Here is a 25,379-nt window from a genome sequence, read left to right as displayed (position 1 = left end):
AGTATATCAACCATTTTAGTCGATACATATAACAGCGCAAGAATTCAATCTATTTTCAAACTTTTAATAAAATCAACTAATTCATCACGCATCGATTCATCTTTCAAAGCATACTCAATCGTAGTTTTCACAAATCCCAATTTTTCACCAACATCATAACGTTCACCTTCAAAATCATAAGCATAAACTTGATCGTCAGCGTTTAAACGTTCAATTGCATCTGTAAGTTGGATTTCACCACCTGCGCCTTTACCTTGCGTCGCTAAGTAATCAAAGATATCTGCAGTCAATACATAACGTCCCATAATAGCTAAATTAGAAGGCGCTGTGCCTTGTTTTGGTTTTTCAACAAATTTCGCTACTTCGTATTTTCTACCTGATTGTTCCATAGGATCGATAATGCCATATCTATGTGTTAAACTTTGTTCAACTTCTTGAACACCTATCACTGATTTTCCAGTTCCTTCATATACATTCATCAATTGTTTAATCGCTGGCGTGTCAGATTCGACTATATCATCGCCTAATAATACTGCAAAAGGTTCGTCGCCTATAAATTGACGTGCAGAATAAATTGCATGTCCTAACCCTTTTTGTTCTTTTTGTCTAACATAAAATATATTAGCAAGCTCTGTAGAGTATTTTACTTTTTCAAGTAGCTCTTGCTTATCTTTTTCTTCTAAAATCATTTCCAATTCTTTTTGATTATCAAAATGATCTTCGATAGCCCTTTTATGTTTACCTGTTACGATAATGATATCTTCAATACCCGCACGAGCCGCTTCTTCAACAATATATTGAATTGTCGGTTTATCTAAGATTGGCAACATTTCTTTCGGCATAGCTTTCGTAGCCGGTAAAAATCTCGTGCCTAAACCAGCAGCTGGTATGATTGCTTTCTTTATTTTTCTCAAAACGCTCATCCTTTTCTTAAATAAAATTTACGTACTGATTGAATATAATCTACGCTTCATTATTCATTTTAACCGTTAACATTATCATAACATTGAAACGTTTCACTTAATACTTTTTTCATTTATAAAAAAGACCCACATAAACGCCATGGGTTAACGTTTGTGTGGCTCTCTTTCAATGATTAATCAAGTGCGGGTTGGCGAATTACATCACCCTTTTTATTCACAACAACTTTATAGTCTCTTTCGTTCTTGTATTCATGGAATGTGTAAAACATACCATCTTTCGATTCTTTTACATCTTTTAATACTGCATTTTGACCTAGTTCATCAATAGCGTATTTTTGCGCTATAACCTCAGATTCTTGAGGTGAAATATTAGGTTTATCATTTTGCTGTGTGATTTGATAAGATTTATCAAAAACACTTGCTTTATTATCTTCATCTACAGTTACTCGATAATACGTATTTGGTTTACTTTTATTTTCAAATGTAAAGATGTAATAATGAACGCCTTGACATGTTGTATCAATGCCGTAATCATTATAGCTATTTGAATTGTTATTATCTTTATTTACTAATGTTTGTGCTTTTTGTAATGCGCTAGAAAACGAAGGTAAATTTGCTTTTCCAACTTCATCATCTTTTAAATCATGTGTTGTCAATTTGGCAATCGGTTTATAGTTTTTAGCGTTATATGGTTCTTTATTTATTTCTTCTTTCGTTGCTGCTTTTATTGGATTTCCACTTTTTTCTTTAGTTATATCTTTAGCTTCTGCAATTTCATCCATAACAGAAAAACTAGAAATAGTTTCATGAACTTTAGCTAAAGCTTGTTGATTTGTAGCTATAAAAAGAAGAAAGGCTAAACAGCAAGCGAGAAGGAAAGCCATGATAGTTAAAATTAAATTTTTCAAATTTATCCCCTTACTTACAATTATTACATTTCCTATCATGTTATCATAGATTATTGATGTAAAACTTATATAGAACACAATTTAAAACAATCGTAACCTTTGTTACATGTTTATTACGTAAATTCAACCTTATTTAATACAAGTGTCATATTCAGACTTCATTCAACACAAATAATGTAATATCACCGTTGACGCTATTAAATTTTTATATAAAAAGTGGGACATTGAAATCTAATTATTGTAATCAGATTTCAATGTCCCACTTCTATATAAAGACAATATTTAATTTTTTAGAAAACATTACTAGACCCTATAGCATATATAAGGTTAGGACATGTCATTCACACTATATCCTATATGCTCCTTTTTGCGATGAATTATGTTTTTCTGAAGCGTGATCTCAACTGTCTCTCTATAAAGATGACCAACATACCTAAAATCATAACGAATATCGACATGTATAATGGAAATTCAAAATTAATATCATATAATGTTCCTGCAACTAGTGGACCGATAAAGTTCCCCATACTGGTAAACGTAGAGTTTAATCCACCTGCGAAACCTTGTCTATTACCTGCTATATTCGAGAAATAATTTGTAATAGCTGGGCGAATCATATCGAAGCCTATAAAAACAATAAAGCTAATGAACATAATCGACCAATAACCGTGAACAAAAGTTAATGCTAATAGAATAATTGCTGAATATAGCAATGAATAAGTAATAAACGTTAATTCTTTAAAATAGCTCATAAACTTATCAAAGAAGAAAACTTGGAATACTGCACCTAAAATGCCACCACCTGTAATAGCAAACGAGATATCAATAGGAGAATATTGTGCTTTATCTGCAGTATATAGTGGAAACAGCGTTTCAAATGATGATAACCCGAAAGCTAATACAAGTGTTAAAACGATTGGCGTAAGAAAGACTTTCCAATCAATTTTTGCTAGCAACTCAGGTTGATATTTGGTGAATCCATCTTGTGTTTCATGTTTCGGATTTTTAATAAGTATAATAGAAAGTATCAATGCTAAACAACCACTAAAGCCGGCTACATAGAATGGTAATCTATGCGAAACTTCTGCTAATAAACCTCCAATACCAGGCCCTAAAATAAATCCTGAATTAATTATTGCTGACATATATCCAAAGTTTTTAGCTTTATCTCTACCTGATGAAATATCTGCAATCATGCCTGTGACACCGGGCATAACCATACCTGCACTAAAGCCACCAAGTATTCTAGAAACAATTAGAAGTGAGAACGTATGACTTGCAGCGAATAAGAATTCTGAAATCGCAAATAGGCCTAAGCCAATACAGATGATTAACTTTTTACCTAATTTATCTGCGAGCGTACCACCAAATGGTGAAATAATCATTTGAGCTAAAGCAAATACAGCTACAAGTATGCCTAAATCGCTACCTTTTAAGCCTAAATCTTTTAAATAAACAGGGAGCACTGGCACGACTAAACCTATACCTAAAAAGACAAGAAAAATATTAAAATATAAAATAATAAACTGCTTCTTCACGTTGCTCGCTCCTTTCTTTTTATAAATTGTTTAAAGTGACTTTCAATTCTCAATGACACGAGAACAAGCCTAATATTAAAACATTTTATAACAGTTTCATGATAAATGACAATAAAAAATTTATTTTCTAATCACTATCGTATAATATCGTAATTATAACTTGTATAATAAAGATGTATCTAATTTTCAGAATGGGGGTTTTCTATGATTTATCAAGTAGATGGTAAGACGATTGTTTTAGTATTAGAACAAGGTGAAGACATTGTATCAGCAGTAACAGATATTGCAAAAGAACAAGGCGGTAAATTTGGCACAGTTAGTGGCATTGGTGCATGCGCTAGCGCGGAACTTAACTTCTATAATTTAGAAACCAAAACTTATGAAAAGAAAACCATTGATGAACCTCTAGAGCTCATCAGTTTAATGGGTAACATTTCTCATATTGACGAAAAACCCTTTGCGCATTTACATGCCACTTTCGGAACTAACCAATATGAAACACTGAGTGGTCATTTAACTAAAGCCGTTGTTTCTGCTACAGCAGAAATTATAATCACAATGACAAATTTAGATATAAATCGCAAACATAATGAAACAATTGGGTTAAACCTGTTAGATTTATAATTTGTTAATTAAAGTAAAAAGCGTTAATTCAGATTAAGCATTACTAGATAAGCAAGAGGAGTAGTAAGCAGAGATGTTTCAATGTAATAGAAGCATCTCTGCTTTTATACTTATGTTTATCGTTCTATATGTCACATGCTTAAATATTTCACTACAGAGTTGTGTTTGTTTAGCATGTATATCTTAAAGTTAATGATTGAAATTTATATTTAAAAAATGTATTATGTAGTCTCATATTTCAAAAACATAAGTTAATATTTACCTTCGCCTATTAGCATAAAAGAGGGTTTATATTGCATTTACTAATGTACAATCAAATTACGATTCATTAATAATCTATTATATTAGCGCTTAATTAAAAAGAAAGTAGGTGTATTTATGCAAGCGCGTTATATCGCTAGAAGCATGTTCCTTATATTGATATTAGTTTCAATATTTTTTAATAATTACTTCCAGTTTATGACACTTAACCTATTTCTAGCGTATGTGCCGTTTGAACTATGCTTACTATTAAATTTATTCAAACCAAAATACAAATATGAGTGGCCGTTATTCATTATTTTCACACTTATTTTTATATTAATGGTACCAAATACTTTGTATATGATTACTGACTTAATACATTTAAATCAGTTTAATTTCAATTTCTATCAAGGTTTAGTAATCAGTGAATGGGCATACTTTGCATTCCTTGTATCTGGCGTATTACTAGCCATTTACCTATTAATTCTAATGTTTTTAGAAATGGAGCAATTCACCCAACATCTCTGGCTCAACAGATTAATTATAGTAGTAATGATGTTCTTAAATGGTCTCGGTATATTTATTGGACGCTTCTTGCGTCTACATTCAGTTTACCTTATACATGAACCACTTCGTATCTTTAACGAAGTATCTTCGAGTTTAAATACTGAAACGTTACGTTTTATTTTATTACTTATTGCATTACAAGTAATTATATTCCTATTTGCGAAAGGAGTGCGTAGCGTAAAATGACTTTGAATATTATAGTTCTCATTATTGTTTTAATTTTATGTCAATTAATCATTGGACATTTATTACATGATGTAGGTTTTTCATATCTTCACAGTATCATATTGATGTTGTTCCCCTTAGGTATTGGTTTATTTTATCTACAACTATTTTATTATGAACGTCGTTTTCCAAATTGGAGCGTCCCTATCAACATTAAATTAAGATTAAAATATATGTATATATTAACGTTTTTTGAATATGTAACTTTATATATTTGCGTCTTTAGATTTTAATAAATTTATGCAGCATTCATTATATATAAACGGTCTCACATCAATAAATACATGTAACAATTTCTAAACTTTCATATGTATTACTAAGCTGTCGACAAAATATTTAAATATTTTGTCGACAGCTTTTATGTGCTTATAAATTGATTCCTCTGTTGTGATAAAGTATCAACGATCATTTAATTTCTACACACCATTATCAAAGTTAAGGGCTGAGACATGTTATTATGTCCCAGCCCTTAACTAAAGCGTTGTATACAAATCATTTATTTAAATGAATAACTTATGCCATAAATATTAAAGCTTTAATGCTTGTTTAACTTCTTGAACGGACTCAGCAGAAACTTTTAATTGCTCATATTCACCTTCAGATAAATTTAAATCTACAATACGTTCAATACCATTTGAACTTAAAATTGTTGGAACACCTAAGCAAATATCTGTAAATTGATACTCTCCTTCTAATAAGGCAATACTAGGTAGTAATCTATGTTGGTCTTTTAAAATCGCTTCAATCATACTGTATACTGCTGAAGCTGGAGCATAATAAGCTGAACCATTTCCGAGTAATTCTACGATTTCTGCGCCGCCTTTACGGGTACGCTCAACGATTGCCTCAATTTGTTGGGCATCGAGTAGTTTATGAAGTGGGACACCATTTACATTAGTTGAATCTACTAATGGAACCATCGTGTCACCATGCCCCCCTAATACTAAACCTTTGATATCTTTAATAGAAACATTTAAAGCTTCTGCAATAAACGTTAGATATCTTGACGTATCTAATACACCGGATTGTCCTATTACTCGCTCTTTCGGAAATCCAGAAGCTTTTAATACTGAATAAGTCATAGCATCTACAGGGTTCGTAAGTACGATAATTTTACAGTCAGGTGAATATTTCACAATTTCTTTTGTAACATCATGCATAACCGCTTCATTAACTTGTACTAAGTCATCACGACTCATTCCAGGTTTACGTGGTACGCCTGCTGTAATCACTACAATATCTGAATCTTTTGTATCAGTATAATCAACGGATCCTTTTACATTTACATCAAAGCCATAGACCGGACTACTTTCTAAAATATCCAATGCTTTACCTTTAACTTGACCTTCATTTGTCGGGCGATCAATCAGTACAACATCAGCCAACTCTTGTTGCGCAACAATAAAAGCCAATGTTGCACCTGTATTGCCTCCACCTATAATAGAAACTTTTTGTTTTGCCATAAAAACATCTCCCTCATACAATCACTTGAATACGTTACATAAATTATATCATCTCTAACTCTCGATAATGATTTCATTTCGTTAAGTTAAATTATCAAATTTACTTATGTGTTTTTTGCCTTTTAATCCATTTCCAAATTATAAAAATGGCTAAAACAAGTAAAACTAAATAAATAATTTTAGAATAGATATCCATGTAGTAAACAATTGCATGCCAATTTCCGCCCACAGCTTGTCCTAAATAAATCAGCACCATATTCCAAATCAGGGTACCAAGCGTAGTAAACAAAATAAACAAAGGTATGTTCATTCGAGTTAAACCAGCTGGGATAGAAATTAAACTTCTCAACAGTGGCACAAAGCGACAAAAGAAAATTGTCCAGTATCCATACTTTTCAAACCAATTAATCGTTCTATCTATATCCTTGGTTTTCACACGCAAAAACTTTCCATAACGATTTACAAAGCGATATAAGTTTCTTTCGCCAATCCAGGCCCCAACACCATATAAAACGATAGCTCCGATAACAGATCCAAGTGTTGAAGTGATTGTCACACCAATAAAGCTAAGATCAGACTTGGTCGTCATAAAACCACCAAACGTCAAAATAATTTCAGATGGTATTGGAGGAAATATATTTTCCAAAAAGATTAATAATCCAATACCTAAATAGCCATGTTGCTCCATAAAATGCGTTATCCACTGTTCCATTCATTTCCTCCTAAAGGTCGTTAAAACAAAGCATTAAAATAGATTATTTGTTAACGCATATAAATACATTGATAAGCCAAATAGAATCATACTTAAAATCGTTAATATCAATGCCAAAATAGTAGTACGTTTATAATGTTTAATAAATGCTATGAATAAAATAGCTCCATTATAAAAGAAAAATAATCCAAAAAGTGTCATCATTATATTAATATCAGGATACACAATATTTAATAATGCAATGACTAAGGCAAAACCTAAAAACGGAAAATTAATAAAATTACGTTGAAACTTATATTGTTTTAATTGGTGCTGTTCGTTCTGTGTATTCATTATCTTTACTCCTTCAAACTATGGGATATCATGCCCCAAAGAAGCCGTATAAATATCAAACCATTCTTGGTCTGTAAGTGACACCTTCAGGCCATTAATTGCTTCATCAATACGTTCAATTTTGTGTGTACCTAACACAGGCATTAATGATGCAGGGTGTTTATTTAACCATGCCATAATGATACCATTCGAGGTTACATTATATTTTTGTGCTAAAGGAGAAACAACTGCCATAATTCGCGCAGATTTTTCGTCTTCTAGATCGAATAGTTTACCACCTGCCATTGGACTCCACGACATAATTTTAACATCATCTTTATACATATGATTAATGATACCATTTTCAATAGCGTCTAAACTATATGGTGAGACCTCCAGTTGGTTTAAAGTGATATGCAATTTATCACAAACTAGACATTTACTTAGTAAATCGTATTCAGATTTGTTGAAATTTGAAACACCAAATGACTTAACTTTCCCCTGTTTAACCAATACTTTTATTGCTTCAGTCACTTCGTTTGGATCCATTAAAGGTGATGGTCTATGGATAAGCAGAGAATCTAGTTGTTCAACTTGTAAATTTTGTAACGAACGGTCAACAGATTGAATAATATGCTCTTTACTATGATCATAGCGATGGCCACTTGTTTCATCAAGTGGGCTTGATGGCAATACGATACCACATTTACTTACAATCTCTATTTGATTGCGTAGTTGTGGCGATAGTTTTAGTGCTTCACCAAAGATACCTTCACAACTGTATGAACCATAAATATCAGCGTGGTCCATAGTGGTGATACCTCTTTCAACTAATTCATTCAAATATCTATTTAATTGTTGAGGTGTCCAGTTCCAGTCATTCGCTCTCCAAAATCCTTGTATTACATTTGAAAAAGAAACGTATTGATTAATTTTTACTTTATTCATATATCTTCAACACCTTTTTATTATATTCAATAATCAAGTGAACTGTAGCATATCCAATTTATTGCGCAGTTGGTTTTCATCTATTTGTTCACCAATAATCACAATTGTTAATGGCATCATTGTATCGATAACTTGATAATCTGGTAAACCAAATGCATATTGAAATTCATATATATCATTTGGTGTATCACGAAACTTGACGTATCCCTTTAATCTTAGAACATTATCGGGTAGTCGTAAAATAAACTGATAGAATAATTGACGATCAATTGCTCCAGTAAATTGATACTGCATACTCTTAATACCATGATGATGCATTGGTTGTTCTAAATGTGACATACTATCATCTGCAGTTATCATTATGTTATCCATATCAAAATCAGCATATGATGTATAAAATTTTGGTGCTCGTGGATTTATTTTTTCAATTTCTTTTATTTTATCGTACCCAACACTATCTAACAAATCCATTTTATTGATTACAATTGCATGACTTACTTTTAATTGTTCTTCCATTAATTGTTTTGTACTATTAGTATATTGTGTTCTAGTCAAAAATCTTGGTGCGTCTACTAAGCCTATAACTACTGGTGCATCAAGGTATTCAACGATTTCAGGATCTTGACAAGCCGCAATAATTTCAATGGGATGTGCGATACCCGTAGCTTCAATTATAATATGGTGCATTGCACTTTTGTTAATAAAATGTTTTAATTGTTTTATTAAATCCCGTTGCAAGTCACAACATATGCAACCATTTAATATCGATGCAACCTCTATATCATGACTTAATGCATGGCTATCTACATCTAAATTGCCGTATTCATTTACGATGATACTCGGGTTTTCATTTTTATTTAGTAAATATTTTACATAATTACTGAGAAAAGTTGTTTTCCCACTACCTAAAAACCCTGTTACTACGGTAATAGCTATTTTAGGCTGTTTAATATTTTTCAAAAAAATCACTCATTTCATAAATTTAAATGTTTGTGTAAAAGATAATTTTTTTGTATAATTAATCTTTCACTTGATAAAATATTAGATATCTTCTAAACTTTATACACGCTATATTTTAGCATGGCACAGTGCAAAAGTGTGTTTGAGGAAGTGTCACACACAACGTTAGACGGATTCAGGTCCGATGCATAGTCAAGAAAACGGATAGAATGTCTGGAGGAGAACTTATGTCTGAACCACTTAATTTAAAGGAACAACTTTGTTTTAGTTTGTATAACGCTCAAAGACAAGTAAATCGCTACTACTCTAATAATGTCTTTAAGAAATACAAACTAACATACCCACAATTTTTAGTACTTACTATTCTTTGGGGCGAATCACCTGTCAATGTCAAAAAAGTCGTTACAGAATTGGCGCTTGATACTGGCACAGTATCTCCATTACTTAAAAGAATGGAACAAGTTGATTTAATCAAACGTGAACGTTCTGAAGTAGATCAACGTGAAGTATTTATTCATTTGACTGATAAGAGCGAAGCAATTCGTCCAGAATTAGATACTGCATGTCAAGATGTTGCAGTTGCATCTTCTCTTGATCAAGATGAATCTAAAGAATTAAATAGATTGCTTGCAAAAGTAATCTCCGCCTTTACTGAAGAAAAAGCAAAATAAGATTTTCTACCCATATTAAAGGCCAAAGATATATCAAAATGATTACTTAAATATACTTGATTTAGAGAGAGAGCTCAAACACTTATGTGTTTGAGCTCTCTTTTAACTATTATAAAACTTCGTATTGTAAACTGTAAATCTTAAGAATCTACATTAAGAAAAAGTCGTACTTTCTATAATCATGAGCCCTAGACCCTCTTAAATTCTTATTCTAAATAAAATTGAAAGTAATCCTTTTTGTATTCTATACAAATGCTAAAATTTCATAATATTATGAAGCATTAATCTTAACCATTTGTTGCAAATAACCATTTTCTTTAGTAGTTAAAGTTTCATAACTACCTTCTTCTAGAATAGTACCTTCTTGCATAACAATGACTTTATCAAAGTGTGGTAACAATCTTAAATCATGCGTAGCAACAACTAGCGTTTCAGCATGCTTATGGACTAAATCCATGACTACATTTGTATGATGAACATCTAAAGCAGTTGTTGGTTCATCAAGTATCCAAAGTGAAGATGGTTTTAATAATAGTCTTGCTAAAGCTAATCTTTGTATTTCTCCACCGGATAATGTCTGGCCAGAAAGTGTAATCACTCTGTCTAAATCAATGTGTGCTAGTCCAAGTCGATCTAGCAACTCTCTAAGTACATCATCTGCTTGCTCTGAAAATAAATTTTCTCTTACAGTTCCGTCAAACAATTGTTGAGATTGTAAGAGTGCATTGATATAACTATATTTATCTTCATTTACTATTTTAGAAATATGCTGTTGATGTAATAGTACTTCCCCTTTATCACTTTGGTATAGTCCTAGCATAAGTTGTAATAAAGTGCTCTTACCTGAACCAGATGGTCCAACTATCGCTACGTGTTCACCTTTATTGATGACTAACTGAATCTGCGATAATACAGGTGTTGACTGATTCCAATATTTGAAATCTACATCTCGTAAGTGTATTAAAGGCAATGCATCAGAACCTCCCATTTGCATAGGTTCATTACCTTGTGTCATTGGATGCGCAATCACCTCATTAATATCAGCTAAAGCTTCGTCAGTATCAGCTTTATAATAAGCTACGTTACTCATCGGAATCGCTTGTTCAAATAATGTTAGCATCATTAATACGATACTCGTCAAATACACAACATCTAATTGTTGGTTATGTACTTGAACAACACCTAAATATAATGTGAAAAATAATGCAATCATCGCTACAATGTTCAAGCTATATTCATAAAGTGATAAAAAACGTTGCTCCTTAGCTTGTACACTTTCATACTCATCTAATTGCTCTAAAACTTGCTTTTTATAATATTCCGTTTGATTAAACCGTATTAGTTCCTCATAACCTTCTTTATAGTCATAAAATTGACTTAAAAATTCACCTTGGACTTCGTTTACTTGTCTTTTTAATATACGTGCCCTTTTAGTACTTAACCAAGGGATAACAATTAACGTAGTAATCATACTCAAACAAATAATCACTGCATGTATATATGAAAAATAAAATATCGTAATCATAGTGACAATTGCAGTTAAACCTATGACTACAGGAGGATAATAAACCCTTAAATATATATTTTGCAAAGCTTCAACTCTACCAATCATACGTGCAATTAAATCACTAGAATTGAATTTACGATAAACATCAGGTACAACAGGCAGTAATTTTTTGAAGAATTGAACTCGCACATCGCGCAACATTGTAAACGTTGTTCTATGAGATAATAGTCTCTCAATATATCTCGCTACCGCTCTAAGAAATCCAAACATTTTCACCGAAACAATCAATACCATCAGCGCAAACAGAGGAGCCCCCAGAGCACTTTGTGTAATCATATAACCACTTAAAAAGAACATACCTAATGCGACTAAACTGCCAACTACACCAACTAAAACAGATAATATTAAATCCTTATCTATACTAAATTTAATCCGTGGTTTCATGTTCATCACCACCTTGTCGAAGGTTATTTAATTTATGCGTATCATCTGATTTTAAAATGCCCTGTTCAATCAAAATACGTCTGTCTGCATTTTTAATTGTATGTGCTCTATGCGCAATAGTAATCATTGTGATATTAGAAAACTGCTGTTCAATAACGCTTTGTATTATATTTTCAGTTTTCACGTCTAAGCCTGTTGCTGGCTCATCAAAGATCAATAGGTCTGGACGGCCCAATAATATTCTTGATAGCTCTATACGTCTCATTTGACCGCCTGAAAGCATCTCTCCACCTTCACCTATCCTTGTGTCTAAACCATCTTTTAATGATAGCACTTTTTCTTTTAATTCTACATCGGCTAAAACTTGTAATATTTGCGCTTCATCCACTTGATGAAACATCGTTATATTATCTCGTATAGATGCATTGAAAATATAAGGAGCTTGGCTAAGGAACCCTATATTTAAATCTTTCTGTTTATAAGTAATCGTGCCATTGCTCGGTTCCAAATTTTGCGCGATCAGTTGCGCTAGTGTTGATTTTCCTGCACCACTTCTTCCAATTAATGCGATATGCTCACCACTCTTAATATTTAAGTTAATATTTTTTAATGCATGTTCATTGGCGTCTTTATATTTAAAATCCACTTGGCTTAATCGAATCAAAGCACTCTGATTTAAGTTAATTTGTGTTTGGGGTTTAGGCTCTTTATCCTCTTTGTCCAACACTTCGAATAACACATCACTAGAACCTTCACTTTGTTTACCAGTATGAAAAGATTGCCCGAGGTCTTTAATTGAATTATAAAATTCTGGTGCCAATATAATCGCAATTGCTGCTGTCTTAAAGTCTAAATTATGAAATAAAATCAAACCTAAACCAGCCTCTAACGCAACTAAACCAATACCGAGCATGCTAATAAATTCAAGCATTAAGCCAGATAAAAAGGCACTTCTTAAAATACGCATCGTTAAATCTCTAAACTTAGTACTTTCCTCATAAACTTCTTTTTCTGTCTGTTCAGTTCTATTAAAAAGTTTTAACGTTACTAAACCTTTTATTTTATTTAAAAATTGTTGGCTAAATTGATTTAAATAAGTCATTTTATCTTTAGATTCATCACGCGTTTTTAAGCCAAAAATGATATAAAAAAGTGGAATAAAAGGTGCTGTGACTATCATAATCAATGCCGTATTTAAATGAACAAAACACATAGCGATAATTATTAGTAATGGTATCATCATTGATTTAAATACTTGAGGAAAATAACTATTAAAAAAAGGAACAATGCCATCAACACTTTCAGTTAAAGTGTTCATTTGCACACCAATTGGATCTTTGGATTGCTTTATAATAAGCTGCTTTCTTAAATCACGTTTAACTTTCGCTGCCATTTGATTGCCTATCATTTGATTTATAGTATTAAATGTAGCACGTGCTATCAAAACGATTAATGTAAACATTAATAAATTTAATAAATCATGATTATCACTTAATAACATTACATTTAATATTTCTGCAATAGAAATATTTTGTACTACAACTGTAATTGCTAAGAGTGTACTAACTACAAACATAAAGATAGGATATATTTTATATTGCATTGCTAAACTTGTTAATCTTTTCACAAATATCACCTACCCCACATTATAGACTGCGTGTATAAAAATTAAATTAATTCGCTCATTGTTTTATATACTTTTTTATGGTGTTTTCATATTTTAGACATAATTACTTTTTATAATTTCAACTTAAATTTTACTGTAACTTTACACACGTCCTTTAAAATGACTGTTTTCTTTTAATTATATACATCTTTAGTCTAAAATCACATTTTTAAGTGGCATAATACATTTTTATTGTGCTATCATTAAAAAATGAAAATACACAAAATTTTATAAGTACTATGAAAGTAGGTAAATTATGTTAATACTTGAATTGATTAAAGGTATCATTCTAGGTATCGTTGAGGGTTTAACAGAATTCGCACCCGTTTCATCAACAGGTCATATGATACTCATAGATGATATGTGGTTGAAGTCGAGTGAATTTTTAGGATCTGAATCGGCATTTACATTTAAGATTGTCATCCAACTAGGTTCAGTATTCGCAGGCGCTTGGGTATTTCGTGAGCGTTATTTCGAAATGTTACATATAGGTAAATACAGAGCAGAACCTATTGATGGTATTGGTCAAAAGCCAAAACGTTTAAACTTACTACACATCATTGTGGGTATGATTCCTGCAGGTGTTTTAGGTTTGCTATTTGATGATGTTATCGAAAAATATCTATTCAGTGTACCAACAGTAATGATTGGATTGTTTATAGGCGCAATTTATATGATTATTGCTGACATCTACAGTAAAAGAGTTTCAAATCCACAAACTGTAGACCAAATCAATTATTTCCAAGCTTTTGTTATTGGATTATCTCAAGCCATAGCAATGTGGCCAGGTTTTAGTAGATCTGGTTCAACAATCTCTACTGGTGTATTAATGAAAATGAACCATAAGGCTGCCTCAGATTTTACATTTATTATGGCAGTGCCTGTTATGCTTGCAGCAAGTGGTTTATCACTAGTGAAAAATTTAGAATATATTCAATTAAATCATATTGGTTTCTATATTTTTGGCTTTATCGCCGCGTTCATTGTTGGGTTAATTGCAATCAAAACTTTCTTATACTTAATTAGTAAAATTAAATTAATACCATTTGCAATTTATAGAATTATATTGGTCATTATCATCGCTATTCTATACTTCGGCTTTGGTATTGGACAAGGTATTACAGGAGAATAATTTAAAGTCTAATTTAAATACTTGAACATCAAAGCCGATAAACATCTCACTATTTCTTAGATGTTTATCGGCTTTTTATTCTTTTCTTATAGCTTGCTTAAACATTAGTCTATTTCTCCCTAATAAATGCTATACTCAGGCTATATTTACCGTTTATTTTCATGTATGATAGGGTAATATGAAGATAGTATAAATTAAATGGAGGCAACGCATATGGACAAAAAGCAATTAATTAAAACAATAATCACAGTGGCTCCTGTGTTTTTAGTACCATTAATCGTTGAACGTAAACGAATTAAAGATCACCCAGACGTTAAAAAAGCGAGCGATGCAACCGTGAGCGCTTCTAAAACAGTTGCAAATAAATCTGGACAATTGAAAGATACTGTCGTAGAAAAATCATCTCATGCAAAAGAATATGTAGCAGATAAAAAACACGACATGGATCAAAAACGAGAACTTAAACGTATCGCTAAAGAACACGATCCAGCATATATTGAGAAAAAGGGCGAAAAACTAGAAAAAGAAAATCGCAAAGAAGCTCAAAAAATGAATAAGCTTCTTCAAAAAAATATCGACAAACGTCATAAAGAAGAAGAAAAAGCACGTCAAGATAATGAAAAACAGCGTATTAAAGATATGAAAAAATCTAACAAACATATGGAAAAAGTTGGATTAACACCTGGTAAACTTGATGATGACACTGAGAAAAAAGGCGAAAAATTAGAGAAAGAAAACCGTAAAGACATTCAAAAACTAGATAAAATCTTACAAAAAAACATCGACAAACGCCACAAAGAAGAAGATAAAGTACGAGCAAAAGATAAAAAAGCACGCTTATCTGAATTCAAAAAATATGAAGACTACGTTGCTAAAAGCGTTGTAAAACAAGACAACGAAAATAAAGGCAAATAACACTAATGACACAGGTCATTATAGACGGAGATGCTTGTCCTGTAATCAATTCAGTTATTGAATTGACTGAAGGGACAGGCATTTTTGTTACAATCGTTCGTAGTTTCAGTCACTTTTCTACTATAGAACAACCTGAGCATGTAAAAACCATTTATGTCGATGATGGACCAGATGCGGTTGACTATAGGATTGTTAAACTAGCAGGAAATGATGATTTAGTAATTACGCAAGATTATGGTCTTGCAAGTTTATTACTAAATAAAACAAAAATTGTCATGCATCACAAAGGCTATATATACAACCACCAAAATATTGACACTTTACTTGAGCAAAGGCATACAAATGCACAATTTAGAAAAAGTGGTGGTCGCACAAAAGGCCCTTCTGCATTTACAGAACAAGATTTGTTTAAATTTGAATCTGCATTTTCATCTGTATTACAAGATCAACACTTGAACAAGGAGGAATAAACATGAAAAGAATTGCCGTATACTGTGGCGCTAGTAAAGGAAATGACCCTTCCTATATGTCAGAAGCTTATCAGCTAGGTAAAACCATGGCCGAAAAAGGTTATGAATTAATCTTTGGAGCTGGCTCTGTAGGCATTATGGGGGCAATACAAGATGGCGTACTAGATCATGGCGGTAGCGCTATCGGAGTTATGCCTAATATGTTAAATGAAAAAGAAATAACTAGTCAGAAATTAACGGAACTTATTTTAGTTGACTCTATGCATGAAAGAAAAAACAAAATGGCCGAATTAGCAGACGCCTTTGTCATGGCCCCTGGTGGCGCTGGTTCTTTAGAAGAATTCTTTGAAATGTATAGTTGGTCTCAAATTGGCATTCATCAAAAACCGATCGCTATATTTAATATCAATGGGTTCTTCAATCCATTACAATCCCTATTATCTCATATGATTGAAGAAGGGTTTATCGATGCTAAATACGATACTTTAGCGCCATTATGCGATACAACAGAAGCACTATTTGAAACTATCAATAATTATAAACCTTTAGGTGTTAGAACTTACGACTAACTTCAAGGGCAAGGAAGTTAATTATTTTAAATTTCCTTCCTTGCCCTTTATTTATAATTTAAATAATTGCTATTAACTGTTTTAGGATCATCAATGCAACAATAATGATAATAATTGCTGAACATTTATTTAATACCAAAATATATTTTCCTGTTTTATCTACATATCCTATAATCTTCCCCACTATTGCTAAAATGAAAAACCAAAACCACGACACCAGTACAGTGGCAATACTAAACACTACTTTTTCTACTCCTTCGTATATAGCAGCACTTGTACCAATTACACCTATCGTATCCATAATTGCATGTGGATTTAGTAATGACACTGATAATGCGAAACCTATTTGCTTTTTAGCAGTCATAGGTTTATAAGTTTGAAGTTGATATTGATGTGATGTCCACAATGACCATGCCATATAACTTAAAAAGACAATACCTATACAATAAATAGTTATCTGCAAAACAGGTAAAGACAACAAAATTAATGATACCCCTAAAATAGCTAATAATATTAATAATGTATCACATAAACCAGCGGTGATAATTACCGGTAGTGATTTGTATATACTTTTATGATTAGCTCCTTGATTAAATACAAAGACATTTTGAGCGCCTAAAGGCAATATGAGTCCTAGCGCCAAAAGTAATCCATGAACTGCTGGTTGTAACATACCAAAATACTCTCCTTTAATTATTACGTCTATATTAACTATGCTATACTATATCCAAAGAAATTAGACCAACCAGATGCAAATTAAAATACCAACCAGATAATATAGGAGTTATTTTATGTTCAAACCAAAATACAAACAAATTATTGATGATATCATTTCACAAATTGATACCGGGAAATTAGAACAAGGCATGCAATTACCTTCTCAAAGAGATATGGCCAGGAAATATCAAGTGAATCGTTCTACCGTTATACAAGCAATCGATATTCTTAAAAGCCAGGGAATAATAGATGGTAGAGAGAAACAGCGCTTATATGTATCTGGAAATACTTGGCATACTTATATTAGAAACAATATTAATTGGCAAAACTATATCAGCAATAGTACAACCAAAAATAATCAATACTTCGTTCAACAAATTAACAAACTAGAATTCCACTCTAACATCAAGCGATTAGGTACTGGAGAACTAGCTCCCAATCTTATACCTAATGAACAATTCAAAGAAATTTTGAGTAAGTGTAATACTAATGTGTTAAACACTAATTACGAACATCCCCAGGGAAATCTAAAACTTAGAGAAGCAGTTGTGCAATATATGCAAAAATTAGGCATCACATGTAGCATTGACCACATTTGTATCACCTCTGGCGCATTACAAGGTTTAAAACTAATTGCAGATGGCTTACTAATCCCACAATCCAAGATTATTGTTGAATCTCCTTCATATATTAATTCGATACGTACTTGGCATAATATTAGAGCTGATATACAACAAATAAGCATTTCTGATATTAAAAGTAATATTAACAATATATTTAAAGCACAAGCACAATATGCAAATAGCATTTTCTATTGTATACCGACATTACACAACCCTACACAACATTGTTATTCGCTAGCAGAAAAACAAAAAATTATTATGCAATGTGAACAACATGGTATGCCTATTGTAGAAGATGATGTTTATGGTGACTTATATTTTAATCACGAACGTCCACTACCTTTAAAAACATTTGATACAAATGATAATATTTTATATTTGACTAGCTTATCCAAAACTGTAAGTCCTGGTTTGCGGGTCGGTTGGATCGTTGCTAAGCCCTCCGTTGCGGCACATTTAGCTGATTTAAAAATGCAAAATGACTATGGCGCAAGTTCTATATCACAATATATCGCGTCAGAATGGTTAACACAGCCACAATACCACGACCAACACCTCAAAGAGCTTAAGGAAAAGCTTTTAATTAAAAGAAATTTGTTTTTAGAATCCTTGAAGAAATATTTTAGTGATTTCGGTTCATGGTCGATGCCAGATGGTTCATTTTATATTTGGTTCCAATTTAAGTTCTCCATCGATATGAAAAGACTTTTCGATGCAGCTATTACAGAAAATATACTAATTAATCCCGGTGAAGTTTACGATAAACATGCGCATAATTGTATCCGTTTCTCATATGCTTATATTGATACCGATGATATCGATGCAACTTTAAAACAATTAAGGGAAATTATCAAAACACGTTTTCTCATATCGTCATAAACAGTGGATGATATAGAAATCTAATTTTTTAAACAGATTACGTCGTTCCAGCTCGGCAGAGAATACTAGAGCTGATAGTGACAAAAGTTCACCTGAGGAAATCCATCTATAAATTTTACAAATTCAATAAATTAATTAAGGCTGAGACAATTAAATTTGCCTCAGCCTTAATTAATATGCATTTGAAATGGCCACAATGCCTACTACCAAAACAACGTTTCTTAAACGTTTTTTGATAAATCTTTATGATATCTAACATGTCTTTTAAGTGGATGATATTTACTGAGATTAGGATACTCAAAATAATCGTATAATTTCATGCCGATTTTTTCCATCACTTTTCTAGAAGCTGCATTATTTTCTGAAGTAAAGGCATAGACCTCTTCTAAACCTTGAGATTTGGCATATTTCAATACGGCTTCCGCACCTTCTGTAGCAAAACCATTCCCCCAAACTTCAGGAATTAAACGCCATCCTATTTCATAAAATGGCAACTCATCAAATGTATATTTACTTTCTTTAGGTACATAATTCAATCCAATAAAACCTAACCAACCATTCGTCTCTTTCAATTCAACAGCGAATAGGCCAATATTATATTTTGATATAACTTCATCCATTTTATTCATATCGTGTTCTGAACGTCTATAACTTAATAAACTAGGAAAATATCTACGAACTTGTTGGTTTGCGTTCATTTGTTGAAATGGTAGCAAGTCTTCCTCCCGCCAGTCACGTAACCTTAAACGTTCAGTTTCAATATAAACTGTCATATGTTACACCTCTATACTGGAAAATAAATTTCTATATAAAAGTAACGCGTTATGAAACAGTTCATATCGCGCTACCTACATATTCTATCAATAATCAACATTTAAGCTCTTGAAATATAACTAATTAACTCTACGTTTACTGCAACTTCTTTCAAACGGCTACGTTCACTTTTTGGTGCAGTAAATGTTGCATCAATAAAATCATTTTTATGATTTAGTCTGTAAGTAGCTACAAAAGTATCTGTATCAGATTCAAAATTTGGTAAGTGTGCAATCACACGTTTAATTTCACCTGTAGAGTCTTTTATTTCTCTGCCTGTAATATTTTCTATTTCTCTACCTAATTCTGGTAAAGTAATAGATCTGCCTTCTAATAAATTGAAATCTTGTTCGTGCATATTCATTACCTCTTTTCTATGTAAGGAAATTATCAAAACACAACTTACTCCAAACTAGTCGTTAACTTAAGCCTGAATGATTGTTTAATAACTCCCTTGTATTTCAACTTCTTTGCATTTTTATACGTACTTACTAATCCACATTATGTTTAATGATACCCATTATAACAATTAGTAAAACCATATTACAATAATTTCCTAGGAAATATTACAATGCCTTTTTAAAAATATAATTAAATCTAATTTCTATATATTATACAGATATATTTTTTCATTCTCCATATTTCATTCGATTATACAACAATCTACACGGTTTAGGTTTCTGAATTTATATCTTTTTCTAAGCTTTCAGATTTATCCTTCAGCTTATCATGTTCTTTTTCTAGTTTATCTTTTTGCTTTTTCAAATCTTTTTTTTGTTTCTCTAATTTATCGACATCTTTTTCCAATGATACTTTTTCATCATCTTTACCACAAGCTGTTAATGTAACTGTCGCTGCTAATATGAGTGCCAAACACCTTTTCATGTAAGAACTCCTTTTTCATTATAATATATTAATTTTATCATTAATTATTATTATCTTCATTAATTACTGATAGTTTTTTGGACATAATTATTTTTTCCACCTGATAATCCATATTTAAATTCATTTCAATCATTTGTTTGTTACTATACGCTACGGTACTTTCTATTTTTTGAGCACCTTGACTAATGGCCCACCATTCAATAGATGATTTCAATTTGGCACCTATACTCTGGTGTCTATATTCAGGATGGACATAGAGCATTTCAATGATAACTTTATACCCTACTGTCTCAATTCGCGCCCATACAAATCCTTGTAAAATACCATCCAGTGTTTGAATTAAAATGCGACCTGTTTCTAATTTCAAGCTCCGCTCGATCATTTCTATACGTAAAGCCACTGATAAATTAGTTTTTCTGTAATCATAATATTGTTGTTCAAGTTGCTGCTCGTGTATGTTGGCAATTTCTTCTATAAATTGATTTTGTGATAGTGAAAGTTGTTCCATAATTTCTCCTTCTAAAAAGTTAAGTTGATTTATGTTGTGATATTCGTCATAATAAGCCATATCTTATTCTTACATTCTATAAAAAAGGTAGCGAAATTCAAATGAAATCTACTGAAAGATTAATGCGTGAAAATAATGTGAAATCACTACGATTAAACAATACTGATAGAGAAACATTCGAAAACTATATGACATATGTACGCGCGGATCTAAGTGTGAATCCCTATGATTCCGAAAAGATGTTAAATCGTATATTAGCTCAATTATTACAAGCCGAAAAAGAAGGCACGCTCGCTATGGATTTCTTTGATCATGACCCTAAATCACACGCAAAAAATGAAATTAAAAAATTGCCAAATGAAACGCTCATCAACATATTCAAATATATTTTCCAACACATTTTACTTTTCTTTGGTATTTTTTGTTTCCTTAAAGGATTTATTGGTTTTTTTATCGGCGCTAAACGACTATATATATATACATTTCCTATAATGTTACTCGTCGGTATTAGCATTATTTTCATTTTTATATGGATGGTTTTTAAAACTGTACAAATGCAATGCTTTACCAAATCACATTGGACTTGGATTATGACATACGTCAGTATTATACTTTTGTTATGTGCGTTATTTTATGTGTTTTTTGTACCTCAAGCAGCACTCGCTGTTGGTCCTTATATTCTTATAAGTAATTGGACATTTATTATTATTTCTTTCATAATTATGCCAATTTCATTGTATATCGATCATCACTATATTAATAAAGATGCAAATACTTCACTATAATTTGATGACATTACTTTAATAATAAAAAGAAAGAGCCTGAGACATAACTCTATATGCCTCAGGCTCTTATTTTATATAGCTTAGTATCTAGTTAAATTAAATAAAATATTTCTTACTTATGATCTCTAAACTCTATTACCTTTTCCGAACAAGCATAATGCAAGTATATAGAAAATTACAACGATATATATCATGATAATGTGAATTTAAGTTGTCATGCCTTCTTTTTTCTCAACTGCAACACTGATAAACAAGAATATTAAACCAATCACTGTTAAAATAGGAGCGATAAGACTTAGAGACGCTACTGGTAAATGCGTAACGACTAGTCCACCTATAAAGGCACCTAAAGCATTTCCTAGATTAAATGCTGATTGATTCAATGTACTAGCAAGCGTTGGCGCATCTTTGGAAATTAAAGTACTTTTGAACTGTAGCGATGGACTCATGCTAAATCCTATTAGACCAAAGAAGAATATGCCTGCTACCATTAAGAATCCGTTCATTTGGATAAAGTATAATAGCACGAAATATAGAATAAATATTGTAAATATCATTTGTAATGATTTATTTAAATTCCAATCTGCAAGCTTACCACCTACGATATTACCTAATGTAACACCTACACCAAATATAATAAGTAGATATGAAATAAGATTCTCTTGAACATTAGAAACGTCAGTTAAAACTGTAGAGATATATGTGAAATAAGCAAATACACTACTAAATCCGAATAGTGTTACTGCTAATGTTAACCATAAACGCTTCTCTTTTAAAATTTTCAATTCATTTAATACTGAAGATTTAACTGTTTCACGTTGCATTGGCACAAAAATAATAATCCCTACTAAAGCTATAGCACCAATAATAGAAATAACAATAAATGTCATTGGCCAACCAAAATTTTGTCCAACTAATGTACCGAATGGCACACCTAAGATGTTACTTAAACTTAATCCCATAAACATCAAGGCCATGGCACTTGCTCTTTTCTCTGGTCTAACCATACTTGCGGCAAGTATAGAGCCTATACCAAAGAATGAACCGTGCGCTAACGATGTAATAATACGACTTGTCATCATAAATCCGTAACTTGGACTAAATGAAGCAGCAAAATTACCTAAAATAAAAATGCCCATTAAAACTAATAATAGATACTTTCTATTCCATTTTATTGTTAACATAACTATGATTGGTCCACCAATGGCAACACCTAACGCATAACCAGTAATTAGCTGTCCTGCTTGACTCACAGTCACATCAAAGTCCCTTGCAATATTTGGTAAAAGTCCCATAATTACAAATTCTGTCATACCGATTGCAAACGCACCGATAGCCAGCATCCATATAGCTATTGGATATTTCATTTCGACTCCCCTCCTATTCCATTTTTTAAACATGTTTGTGATTATACTAAAATAAAGCAACTGAAAACAAGGCAATTGCTTTATTTTTTATTAATTTATTATATTAATGCGCTTTCATTAAAATTATATGTATATTTAATCGTTCTATTTTAATTTTCGAGTTACAATTTTTCACAAAAAAAGAGCTAACAGTAACCTTAGAATTAAATGAATTGCTCAATTTATTCTAAAGATAAAACTATTAGCTCAAAAATGATTTTAATTAATTAGTAATGCATCTACAAAAAACCATACTACCATAATAATCATGATAATCGCTTGTGCGATAGTACTTGCTAAAAATGCCACAACCGAGCCAAAACTTGCTTTTAAAGCTTTTGAAAAATTTGGTTCTTGAATCATTTCTACAATTAATACCGCCACAAATGGAATAATGATAATTCCGAATGGTGGAAATACAAAGCACCCTACAATAACACCTATAAGCGCTGCATACTCACTCTTTTTTGAACCACCAAATTTATTAACAAAATATTGATTCATTATAAAATCTGCAACGATTATAAATAATGTAAGTAAAATCATAGATACATAGAACACCCATGATAAGTTACCATTGTGAAAACCGAATTGATAAATCAGAAAACCAACCCATAAGACAAGTACAGATGGAATAACCGGTTTAATTAAACCTATAAACGCTAAGACAAATGCTGCTATAATACATAACCATAAAATAATTGTCATTATTAATTACTCATACTTTCTTCTGTAAATTTTTGATCTTTGGTAAAGAAAATGAGAACCATACCTATAAATATAGATCCTGCAGAAACAAAGAAAACATTTCCTAAACCAACCCATTGACTCATTATACCACCTAACAAGTTACCACATAATTGGCCAATAACCATTGCATTAGCAAATAACGTTGAGGCATAACCCGGAAAGTCTGGTAATATATCTTGAAAGTAACTAATTCCTAAACCAAGTAGTATTGCTAAAAATATCGCTAAAAATACTTGACCTACAAACATCATCGCTAAACTTTCGAACATGCCGATACTAAAGTAAAACAATCCTCCGAAGAGACCACCTAACATGAGTAAGGCACGTGTTGTCATTTTTGCTGACAATATACCTAAAATGACCATAAAAGGCACTTCTAGTCCAGCACATAAACTTGCTAATCCACCAACAAAACCTTCGGGTTCATTAAGGTACTTCGTTACAAATAATGGCATATTCAATGTATACATCCATTGCCCTATATGTAGCAAAATAAACGCTAAAAACGGAATAAATAGTGACTTATCTCTTAGCATGTTGGGAGCTGTAGCCTCAACATGATTTACATCAGAAACAGTGTGTTCTGTCTTTATATCTTTAAAGAAAAATACTTGCAATAGTAAGGTAAAGATAATGATTGTAATCGTACCACCAAACAAGCCCGAATACCCATTAGCATTTAGAAGTAAGGCACCGATTAAAGGACCAAATAAAAAGCCAAATGAAAACATGGAACGCAAAACTGCATTGGCAAATTTAGCTTTATTTCTTGAAGCAGAGGCATTAATTGATTCACGTGCTGATGCATACATTTGTGGCATCGCTGGCGCAAAACACCCTTGGAAAATAGCGTACATTGCTATAAAAATCCATATTTCATGTATATAGAAATAAATTGAAAAACTAACTGCCCCCATAAATAAGGCAGCAATTATTATTAATTTTCTATTAATATTATGCGTATCAGAAAAACGCGCAACTATCGTATTCATTATAAATTGACTGATTGCAGCTAAGGCTAACAACAATCCATATTGTGTGGAAGTCATGCCTAAATCATTTGTAGCAAACAATACTAAATAAGGTACTGTAATTGCTATCCCCATACCTAACAGCATCATATTCACTACAAATAATTTGTAGTTTTTAATATGTAATAAGGCACTAAACATGTAGACAACCTCTATTCTCTTAAATAATATATTTCTTCGTCAGT

Annotated in this window: 28 protein-coding genes; 10 read left to right on the top strand and 18 right to left on the bottom strand. The window is 31.8% G+C overall.

Features of this window, described 5'->3' with window-relative positions; translation table 11 throughout:
• Nucleotides 1–44: 44 nt before the first annotated feature.
• The 3 genes from galU to norA all read right to left on the bottom strand — a co-directional run bounded on the left by galU (nt 45) and on the right by norA (nt 3,369).
• Nucleotides 45–914: a UTP--glucose-1-phosphate uridylyltransferase GalU gene (gene galU, locus BTM19_RS07675; protein WP_029377725.1), complete on the bottom strand. Its 870-nt coding sequence runs from the start codon at nt 912–914 to the stop codon at nt 45–47.
• Between the two features lie 182 nt (nt 915–1,096).
• Nucleotides 1,097–1,831: a hypothetical protein gene (locus BTM19_RS07670; protein ID WP_029377726.1), complete on the bottom strand. Its 735-nt coding sequence runs from the start codon at nt 1,829–1,831 to the stop codon at nt 1,097–1,099.
• Between the two features lie 377 nt (nt 1,832–2,208).
• A complete protein-coding gene (gene norA, locus BTM19_RS07665) occupies nt 2,209–3,369 on the bottom strand; it encodes a multidrug efflux MFS transporter NorA (protein WP_029377727.1) in 1,161 nt (386 codons plus the stop codon).
• A 204-nt stretch (nt 3,370–3,573) separates the two neighbouring features.
• Here norA and BTM19_RS07660 point away from each other — a divergent pair, with 204 nt between their 5' ends.
• The 3 genes from BTM19_RS07660 (at nt 3,574) to BTM19_RS13130 (ending at nt 5,261) form a co-directional block, all read left to right on the top strand.
• The gene (locus BTM19_RS07660; RefSeq protein ID WP_029377728.1) at nt 3,574–3,993 is read left to right on the top strand and encodes a PPC domain-containing DNA-binding protein; all 420 of its coding nucleotides are present in this window, start codon (nt 3,574–3,576) and stop codon (nt 3,991–3,993) included.
• A gap of 378 nt (nt 3,994–4,371) precedes the next feature.
• Nucleotides 4,372–4,989: a DUF1361 domain-containing protein gene (locus BTM19_RS07655; protein WP_029377729.1), complete on the top strand. Its 618-nt coding sequence runs from the start codon at nt 4,372–4,374 to the stop codon at nt 4,987–4,989.
• Entirely contained in the window at nt 4,986–5,261 is a 276-nt protein-coding gene (locus BTM19_RS13130; RefSeq protein WP_038678107.1) for a hypothetical protein, read from the top strand. The genes BTM19_RS07655 and BTM19_RS13130 overlap by 4 nt, the downstream gene beginning before the upstream one ends.
• A gap of 294 nt (nt 5,262–5,555) precedes the next feature.
• Here the strand turns inward: BTM19_RS13130 and mdh are convergent, their stop codons facing one another.
• The 5 genes from mdh to BTM19_RS07625 all read right to left on the bottom strand — a co-directional run bounded on the left by mdh (nt 5,556) and on the right by BTM19_RS07625 (nt 9,423).
• Complete coding sequence (gene mdh, locus BTM19_RS07645; protein ID WP_029377731.1) at nt 5,556–6,491, bottom strand: malate dehydrogenase; 936 nt, start codon at nt 6,489–6,491, stop codon at nt 5,556–5,558.
• A 100-nt stretch (nt 6,492–6,591) separates the two neighbouring features.
• A complete protein-coding gene (locus BTM19_RS07640; protein ID WP_029377732.1) occupies nt 6,592–7,203 on the bottom strand; it encodes a DedA family protein in 612 nt (203 codons plus the stop codon).
• 33 nt (nt 7,204–7,236) lie between these two features.
• Nucleotides 7,237–7,536 carry a hypothetical protein gene (locus tag BTM19_RS07635; RefSeq protein ID WP_029377733.1) on the bottom strand — a complete coding sequence of 100 codons (300 nt, stop codon included), beginning with the start codon at nt 7,534–7,536 and terminating at the stop codon, nt 7,237–7,239.
• A gap of 18 nt (nt 7,537–7,554) precedes the next feature.
• Nucleotides 7,555–8,463, bottom strand: coding sequence for an aldo/keto reductase (locus BTM19_RS07630; protein ID WP_029377734.1), 909 nt, complete (start codon nt 8,461–8,463; stop codon nt 7,555–7,557).
• 33 nt (nt 8,464–8,496) lie between these two features.
• Nucleotides 8,497–9,423 (bottom strand): CobW family GTP-binding protein, encoded by a 927-nt coding sequence (locus BTM19_RS07625; RefSeq protein WP_029377735.1) that lies wholly within the window; start codon nt 9,421–9,423, stop codon nt 8,497–8,499.
• 227 nt (nt 9,424–9,650) lie between these two features.
• On the opposite strand from BTM19_RS07625, the gene mgrA reads away from it, so the two are divergent.
• Nucleotides 9,651–10,094 carry a global transcriptional regulator MgrA gene (mgrA, locus tag BTM19_RS07620; protein WP_029377736.1) on the top strand — a complete coding sequence of 148 codons (444 nt, stop codon included), beginning with the start codon at nt 9,651–9,653 and terminating at the stop codon, nt 10,092–10,094.
• A 271-nt stretch (nt 10,095–10,365) separates the two neighbouring features.
• Here mgrA and cydC read toward each other — a convergent pair whose 3' ends face one another.
• Together cydC and BTM19_RS07610 are read right to left on the bottom strand one after the other, a co-directional pair.
• Entirely contained in the window at nt 10,366–12,045 is a 1,680-nt protein-coding gene (cydC, locus tag BTM19_RS07615; RefSeq protein WP_029377737.1) for a thiol reductant ABC exporter subunit CydC, read from the bottom strand.
• On the bottom strand, nt 12,029–13,672 hold the full coding sequence (locus BTM19_RS07610) for an ABC transporter ATP-binding protein/permease (RefSeq protein ID WP_029377738.1): 1,644 nt from the start codon (nt 13,670–13,672) through the stop codon (nt 12,029–12,031). The genes cydC and BTM19_RS07610 overlap by 17 nt, the downstream gene beginning before the upstream one ends.
• 295 nt (nt 13,673–13,967) lie before the next feature.
• Between BTM19_RS07610 and BTM19_RS07605 the strand changes: the two genes are divergently transcribed.
• From BTM19_RS07605 to BTM19_RS07590, 4 genes are all read left to right on the top strand, one after another.
• Nucleotides 13,968–14,843, top strand: a complete 876-nt coding sequence (locus tag BTM19_RS07605) for an undecaprenyl-diphosphate phosphatase (RefSeq protein ID WP_029377739.1) — start codon at nt 13,968–13,970, stop codon at nt 14,841–14,843.
• Between the two features lie 213 nt (nt 14,844–15,056).
• Nucleotides 15,057–15,758: a hypothetical protein gene (locus BTM19_RS07600; RefSeq protein ID WP_029377740.1), complete on the top strand. Its 702-nt coding sequence runs from the start codon at nt 15,057–15,059 to the stop codon at nt 15,756–15,758.
• A gap of 5 nt (nt 15,759–15,763) precedes the next feature.
• Nucleotides 15,764–16,228 (top strand): YaiI/YqxD family protein, encoded by a 465-nt coding sequence (locus BTM19_RS07595; protein ID WP_029377741.1) that lies wholly within the window; start codon nt 15,764–15,766, stop codon nt 16,226–16,228.
• A 2-nt stretch (nt 16,229–16,230) separates the two neighbouring features.
• Nucleotides 16,231–16,797, top strand: a complete 567-nt coding sequence (locus BTM19_RS07590; protein ID WP_029377742.1) for an LOG family protein — start codon at nt 16,231–16,233, stop codon at nt 16,795–16,797.
• 58 nt (nt 16,798–16,855) lie between these two features.
• On the opposite strand, the gene BTM19_RS07585 is transcribed toward BTM19_RS07590, so the two are convergent.
• Nucleotides 16,856–17,470: a LysE/ArgO family amino acid transporter gene (locus BTM19_RS07585; RefSeq protein WP_029377743.1), complete on the bottom strand. Its 615-nt coding sequence runs from the start codon at nt 17,468–17,470 to the stop codon at nt 16,856–16,858.
• A gap of 118 nt (nt 17,471–17,588) precedes the next feature.
• Between BTM19_RS07585 and BTM19_RS07580 the strand changes: the two genes are divergently transcribed.
• A complete protein-coding gene (locus tag BTM19_RS07580) occupies nt 17,589–19,016 on the top strand; it encodes an aminotransferase-like domain-containing protein (RefSeq protein ID WP_029377744.1) in 1,428 nt (475 codons plus the stop codon).
• Nucleotides 19,017–19,237: 221 nt separating this feature from the next.
• Here BTM19_RS07580 and BTM19_RS07575 read toward each other — a convergent pair whose 3' ends face one another.
• From BTM19_RS07575 to BTM19_RS07560, 4 genes are all read right to left on the bottom strand, one after another.
• Nucleotides 19,238–19,789 (bottom strand): GNAT family N-acetyltransferase, encoded by a 552-nt coding sequence (locus BTM19_RS07575; protein WP_029377745.1) that lies wholly within the window; start codon nt 19,787–19,789, stop codon nt 19,238–19,240.
• A 101-nt stretch (nt 19,790–19,890) separates the two neighbouring features.
• The gene (locus BTM19_RS07570; protein WP_029377746.1) at nt 19,891–20,187 is read right to left on the bottom strand and encodes a hypothetical protein; all 297 of its coding nucleotides are present in this window, start codon (nt 20,185–20,187) and stop codon (nt 19,891–19,893) included.
• A gap of 314 nt (nt 20,188–20,501) precedes the next feature.
• The gene (locus tag BTM19_RS07565; protein WP_029377747.1) at nt 20,502–20,714 is read right to left on the bottom strand and encodes an SA0632 family lipoprotein; all 213 of its coding nucleotides are present in this window, start codon (nt 20,712–20,714) and stop codon (nt 20,502–20,504) included.
• 40 nt (nt 20,715–20,754) lie between these two features.
• Complete coding sequence (locus BTM19_RS07560) at nt 20,755–21,222, bottom strand: GNAT family N-acetyltransferase (RefSeq protein ID WP_029377748.1); 468 nt, start codon at nt 21,220–21,222, stop codon at nt 20,755–20,757.
• A gap of 101 nt (nt 21,223–21,323) precedes the next feature.
• Between BTM19_RS07560 and BTM19_RS07555 the strand changes: the two genes are divergently transcribed.
• On the top strand, nt 21,324–22,007 hold the full coding sequence (locus BTM19_RS07555; RefSeq protein WP_029377749.1) for a DUF1129 family protein: 684 nt from the start codon (nt 21,324–21,326) through the stop codon (nt 22,005–22,007).
• A 206-nt stretch (nt 22,008–22,213) separates the two neighbouring features.
• Here BTM19_RS07555 and BTM19_RS07550 read toward each other — a convergent pair whose 3' ends face one another.
• From BTM19_RS07550 to BTM19_RS07540, 3 genes are all read right to left on the bottom strand, one after another.
• Entirely contained in the window at nt 22,214–23,374 is a 1,161-nt protein-coding gene (locus BTM19_RS07550) for an MFS transporter (protein ID WP_058625499.1), read from the bottom strand.
• Nucleotides 23,375–23,632: 258 nt separating this feature from the next.
• Nucleotides 23,633–24,121 (bottom strand): DUF456 domain-containing protein, encoded by a 489-nt coding sequence (locus BTM19_RS07545; protein ID WP_029377751.1) that lies wholly within the window; start codon nt 24,119–24,121, stop codon nt 23,633–23,635.
• Nucleotides 24,122–24,123: 2 nt separating this feature from the next.
• On the bottom strand, nt 24,124–25,335 hold the full coding sequence (locus BTM19_RS07540; RefSeq protein WP_029377752.1) for a sugar efflux transporter: 1,212 nt from the start codon (nt 25,333–25,335) through the stop codon (nt 24,124–24,126).
• Between the last annotated feature and the right edge of the window lie 44 nt (nt 25,336–25,379).

The sequence above is a fragment of the Staphylococcus xylosus genome (genome assembly GCF_002732165.1).
GTDB classification, from domain to species: domain Bacteria; phylum Bacillota; class Bacilli; order Staphylococcales; family Staphylococcaceae; genus Staphylococcus; species Staphylococcus xylosus.
This window is presented reverse-complemented; position numbering and strand designations above follow the sequence as displayed.